Source organism: Kitasatospora sp. NPDC059817, from assembly GCF_042731835.1.
Taxonomy (GTDB): Bacteria; Actinomycetota; Actinomycetes; order Streptomycetales; family Streptomycetaceae; genus Kitasatospora.
In genome coordinates, this window is sequence record NZ_JBHWIR010000075.1 from 31828 (window position 1) to 35562 (window position 3735).

At 68.8% G+C, this 3735-nt stretch carries 5 protein-coding genes; 1 reads left to right on the forward strand and 4 read right to left on the reverse strand.

Annotated features, from left to right (window positions below):
- Positions 1 to 123 precede the first annotated feature (123 nt).
- Positions 124 to 303: a hypothetical protein gene (locus ACFV61_RS18205; RefSeq protein ID WP_380492634.1), complete on the reverse strand. Its 180-nt coding sequence runs from the start codon at positions 301 to 303 to the stop codon at positions 124 to 126.
- Positions 304 to 714: 411 nt separating this feature from the next.
- Between ACFV61_RS18205 and ACFV61_RS18210 the strand changes: the two genes are divergently transcribed.
- Positions 715 to 837, forward strand: coding sequence for a hypothetical protein (locus ACFV61_RS18210; RefSeq protein WP_380426244.1), 123 nt, complete (start codon positions 715 to 717; stop codon positions 835 to 837).
- A 127-nt stretch (positions 838 to 964) separates the two neighbouring features.
- On the opposite strand, the gene ACFV61_RS18215 is transcribed toward ACFV61_RS18210, so the two are convergent.
- Genes ACFV61_RS18215 through ACFV61_RS18225 form a run of 3 tightly spaced genes read right to left on the reverse strand, consistent with a single transcriptional unit; the run spans position 965 to position 3239 of the window.
- Positions 965 to 2428 carry an MFS transporter gene (locus ACFV61_RS18215; RefSeq protein WP_380492636.1) on the reverse strand — a complete coding sequence of 488 codons (1464 nt, stop codon included), beginning with the start codon at positions 2426 to 2428 and terminating at the stop codon, positions 965 to 967.
- A complete protein-coding gene (locus ACFV61_RS18220; RefSeq protein WP_380492638.1) occupies positions 2425 to 2889 on the reverse strand; it encodes an SRPBCC family protein in 465 nt (154 codons plus the stop codon). The genes ACFV61_RS18215 and ACFV61_RS18220 overlap by 4 nt, the downstream gene beginning before the upstream one ends.
- Positions 2886 to 3239: a metalloregulator ArsR/SmtB family transcription factor gene (locus tag ACFV61_RS18225; RefSeq protein WP_063351815.1), complete on the reverse strand. Its 354-nt coding sequence runs from the start codon at positions 3237 to 3239 to the stop codon at positions 2886 to 2888. The genes ACFV61_RS18220 and ACFV61_RS18225 overlap by 4 nt, the downstream gene beginning before the upstream one ends.
- Positions 3240 to 3735: the final 496 nt, after the last annotated feature.

The window sequence follows — 3735 nt, forward strand, 5'->3', positions numbered from 1 at the left end:
ACCCCGCTACCCCAGCGAATACCCCTCAAGCCGCTGGTCCACCCCCCCGGGGTGCCCGCCCCCCAGGTCCCCGAGGGGGCCGGACACGTTCTGCAAGGTTTCGATCCGACCGGCCTCATCCGGTCAGTTGATCTGCGCAGCTGCGCCACCGAGGACTCGATGTCGACGGGCGGTGAGGTTTCCGGCCTCGTCGGCCTTGACGGTGACGCCCGTGCCCTTGGTGGTGAAGCGGACCTTGGCCAGGGCCGGTCGGGCCGGTCGGGCCGGACGAAGTCGGGGTGGTTGATCTTGTGCCCGGGCCACTTGCGCCACATCGCCTCGCGGACCAGCCGTTCCAGTTGGGTGTCGTCTTCGGGGTGGTGCCCGCCTCCCGCTCCCTCCCTCCCCGCTGCGCGGACCCACCGGCGCAGCCGAGCCCTCGCCGCCGGAACAGACCACCCCAGCGGCCGTCGACGCCATGGCGTAGCCCCGCGCGCTGTCAGCGGCCGCTACCGGCACCGTGGAGGGAGGCTTCCCGGGCTCGAACCCCCGAGCGGGTCCGGGAAGCCGTGCCAACGGCAATGGCCCCAGCGCAATGCCCCAGGCGTCATCGCCAAGACCTTGCACCTGCTCGCCGTCGTCGACCCGGTCGACCACACCTGTCGCCGCCAGACGCACAAGCGGCCAGGCGAAGTGAGCTAGGAATCCCCGTCCTTTAGGGCAGGGAGGATGTCAATGGGAGTGGTTTTGAACGCGGCGGTAGTCCTGTGGACGACACGCTACGTCGCCGCCGCCGTCGCCCAGCTGCGCGCCGAGGGCCACGACGTCGGAGCCGGGTGCCGTTCGCACCCGCAGTGACACCGAGGACCTCTGCGTAGGGGTTCGCGGGTGAGGCTGGGGCCTTGCCGCCGGATTCGGGTCCGGCCCTCCACGGAATGCGGAACAGGAACCACGCCAGGAGGGAGCCAGGGGGTGTCCCCGTAGATCAAGGTGAGGTTGACGGTGCCCGGGGAGATACGTTCTCGCTTGCGTCTGCCGACACGCTGCGGGACAGGCCGGATCGCTTGCTGAGGAGTGTCAACGCGGTGATCAAGGCGAGAGCGGCGAAGACGCCGGCTGCCCCGAACGCGGCATGCTGCCCGGTGGCGAGTGCGAGCGGTGTCGGACCGCCGATCGTGGACGTGCGGGCGGCGGCGACGCTGGTGCAGATGGCGGTGCCGACGGCGGTGCCGACGGCGAAGGAGGTGTCGGCGAGGCCGGCGGCCAGGCCTGAGTCCTTTTCGGTGACGCCGGTCAGCGCGGCGATCTGTGCGCATACCGTGACGGTGCCCATTCCCGCCCCGAACAGGAGCAGGGCCGCCGACAGAAGACTCATCGGGCCACCGGCCGGTATACGGGTGAGCAGCAGGCAGCCACAACCGAGCAGGACGCTCCCGGCGGCAGCTACCCGTCCCAGGCCGAGCCTGCGCACGATCCGTTGGCTCAGCAGTGCGCCTGCGGCCGCGGTGACGGTCATCATCGCGGCCGCCAGCCCGAACCGCGCCGCCGGCCAGCCGAGCACCTGCTGCACGAAAGAGGTGAGGGTGACGAGCATGCCGTCGACGGTCATGCCGGCGATGAGCAGGAGGAGGTTGCCGCCGACCAGCATGCGCGAGCGCAGCGACTGAAAGGAAACGAGCTGGGCCGCCGATCGCTTCTCCACCAGGATGAACATCCAGACCAGCACGGCCACGGCGGCCAGTAGCCCGATGCTCTGTCCATTCGCCCACCCGGATGTCGGTACCCGGGTGATCACGTATACGAGCAGAACGAGTGCTGGGGCGATGGTCAGCGCACCAGGGACATCGAAGGAACGGCAGCGTGCCCGGTCCCGGCTTTCGCGCAGCGTGGCGGGGGCGAGCACCAGCACGAGGGTCCCGACCGGGACGTTCACCCAGAACACCCACTGCCAGCCGAGGGTATCGGTGATGATGCCGCCCAGTAGTAGACCGGCGGTGGCGCCGAACCCGCCGAGGCCGCCCCAGATGCCGAGCGCCTTGTTCCGCTCGATCCCTTCGGGGAATGTGTTCATGACCATCGACAACGCGGCCGGAGCGATGATCGCGGCCGAGACGCCCTGCACCGCCCGGGCGGCCACCAGGGTCTGGATGGACGGGGCGAGCCCGCACGCCAGCGAGGCCACGACCCGCAGCACCATCCCGGCGATGAACACACGCCGACGGCCCAGCAGATCCGCAGCGCGGCCGCATAACAACAGCAGCCCGCTGAAGGCCAGCGCGTAGGCCGTCACGGTCCATTGGATGGCAGGACCGTGCAGGCGAAGGTGGCCTTCGATCGCGGGCAGGGCGGCGAGCAGGCTGGTGCCGTCCAGAATCGTCATGAAGAACGCCGTGCCCAGCAGCGCCAGCACCTGCCAACGGCGAGTCCGCGAACGGTTGCTCGTGGTCATCGCTGTTGCTGGATGCTTCGCAGCAGTTCGGTGGCGAGCGCGTCAAGCCACGTGCCGGTGCCCTGCTCCCGCCAGCTCGGTTCTTCGCGGCCGTCGAGGAAGGTGCTCTGCTCGGTGAGCAGCAGCCGGGTGCCACCACCCTCGGGGAGGAACTCCACCGTCGTCAGCGACACTGTCGCAAGGTCTTGCCCCTCGGACAGGGTGGAGGTGTAGACGATCCGCTCGTCCTGGACGATGTCGCGGTACCAGGACTCGAAAGTCAGCACGGGCCCACCGCCGGAGCGGCCGCGGTTGACCTCCCGCCCACCGACGCGGAAATCGAGCTCGTGCTCGGCGTCGAGGCCGGCGAACCAGCGGGCCTTTGCTTCGGGGGCGGCCCACGCGGCGAACACTTTGCTGGGTGAGGCCGCGTAGAGGCGTTCGAGGGTGAACGTGGCATGTGTGACCAGGTGATCGGTCATTGTGTGCTCCCTTGATCCGGGCTGTCGCAGTGTTCGGTCAGGTAGTCGCCGAGGCGATCGAGGCGGTGTTCCCAGGCAGTGCGCTGCGCAGCGATCCAGTCCTCGGCCATTCGCAGCACAGCCGGCTCGAGGTGGCAGGTGCGTACCCTTCCGGCTTTCTCGGACCGGACCAGTCCGCACGCCTCCAGTACCTGTAGGTGCTGCATCACCGCTGGCAGCGACATGGCCAGCGGCTGGGCCAGCTCACTGACCGAGGCAGGCCCGCGGATCAACCGTTCGACGATGTCCCGGCGAGTCGCGTCCGCCAGCGCTTGGAACACCCGGTCCAACGAACCAGATTGGTTAAGCATGTGCCTAACTGTTCGATGGTGGCAGCGAATAGTCAAGCATTTGGTTAACTTTTCTCCCGTCGGTAGTGTGCCGTTCCCGGGAGAAGACCCTCGAAGGCCAGGTCACCGCCGGTCGAGCCGTGCCCCAAAGGTGTTGCAGAGACAGCTGGAACCCAAGACCCGTTGGCGCGGGAGTCGCCGTGCGTGCCCCATGGGCGCTCCTGCACGCCGTCTACCGCGTGGCACGGAGGTGCGCGAGGCGCCGCTGCTTCTTCAGGGCGGACCGCGCCGCATCGGGGACGAGGTCGTCGCCGCCTGGACCCGGTGGGAGGAAGCCGGCCGACCGGACCGCTACGAATACGGGATCACCGTCACCCCTGATGAGTAGTGGGCATGGCAGGGCGGCCCGCAAGGGGGCCCCATGTCGGCGACGGCTCAATGTGAGGCCGGGTTCGGCGGTTCAGTTGTGGGCCATCCGTAGTCTCGTCGGATGTGTCAGTCGTTGCTGCTGGTGGCG

Coding starts and splice junctions, on each gene's coding strand:
- ACFV61_RS18225 (WP_063351815.1), bottom strand. CDS start 3,239: ATGCTTAACCAATCTGGTTCGTTGGACCGGGTGTTCCAAGCGCTGGCG.
- ACFV61_RS18210 (WP_380426244.1), top strand. CDS start 715: ATGGGAGTGGTTTTGAACGCGGCGGTAGTCCTGTGGACGACACGCTAC.
- ACFV61_RS18220 (WP_380492638.1), bottom strand. CDS start 2,889: ATGACCGATCACCTGGTCACACATGCCACGTTCACCCTCGAACGCCTC.
- ACFV61_RS18215 (WP_380492636.1), bottom strand. CDS start 2,428: ATGACCACGAGCAACCGTTCGCGGACTCGCCGTTGGCAGGTGCTGGCG.